The 937-nt window shown below is 37.5% G+C and carries 1 protein-coding gene; it reads left to right on the top strand.

Going from position 1 to position 937, the window contains the following annotated elements; translation table 11 throughout:
- Positions 1–370 (top strand): hypothetical protein (locus QUH73_RS20780; protein WP_289532364.1); only part of this gene is annotated, 370 nt, incomplete at its 5' end.
- Between the last annotated feature and the right edge of the window lie 567 nt (positions 371–937).

Here is a 937-nt window from a genome sequence, read left to right as displayed (position 1 = left end):
GCCACTATGGAGAACAGTTCGGAGATACCTTAGAAATCTATACATAGAACTTCCATATGACCCCGCAATCCCACTCTTGGGCATCTATCCGGACAAAACTCTACTTAAAAGAGACACATGCACCCGCATGTTCATAGCAGCACTATTCACAATAGCCAGGACATGGAAACAATCCAAATGTCCATCGACAGAGGATTGGATTCGGAAGATGTGGTATATATACACAATGGAATACTACTCAGCCATAAAAAAGAATGAAATCATGCCATTTGCAGCAACATGGATGGAACTAGAGACTCTCATACTGAGTGAAGTAAGTCAGAAAGAGAAAGACAAATACCATATGATATCACTTATATCTGGAATCTAATACATGGCACAAAGGAACCTTTCCACAGAAAAGAAAATCATGGACTTGGAGAACAGACTTGTGGTTGCCAAGGGGGAGGGGGAGGGAGTGGGATGGATGGGGTGCTTGTGGTTAACAGATGCAGACTATCGCCTTTGATATGGATTAGCAATGAGATCCTGCTGTGTAGCACTGGGAACTATGTCTAGTCACTTATGATGGAGCATGATAATGTGAGAAAAAAGAATGTATACATGTATGTGTGACTGGGTCACCTTGCTGTACAGTAGAAAATTGACAGAACACTGTAAACCAACTATAATGGAAAAAATAAAAGTAAAAAAAACTGGCCCAGCAAAAAACAAACAAAAAACAAAAAAACAAAAAAAAACCACTCAGTTATAACTCTACCAAGACATGTACAAGATCTACATGATGAAAACTACACAACTCTGATGAATGAAATCAAAGAAATAAATATATATCAGAAAGAAAGACAAATATTATATGATATCACTTATATGTGGAATCTAAAATATGGCACAAATGAATTTATCTGCAAAACAGAAACAGACTTACAGACATGAA

It is taken from the genome of Labilibaculum sp. K2S (genome assembly GCF_030372765.1).
In the GTDB taxonomy this organism is placed as follows: Bacteria; Bacteroidota; Bacteroidia; order Bacteroidales; family Marinifilaceae; genus Labilibaculum.
This window is presented reverse-complemented; position numbering and strand designations above follow the sequence as displayed.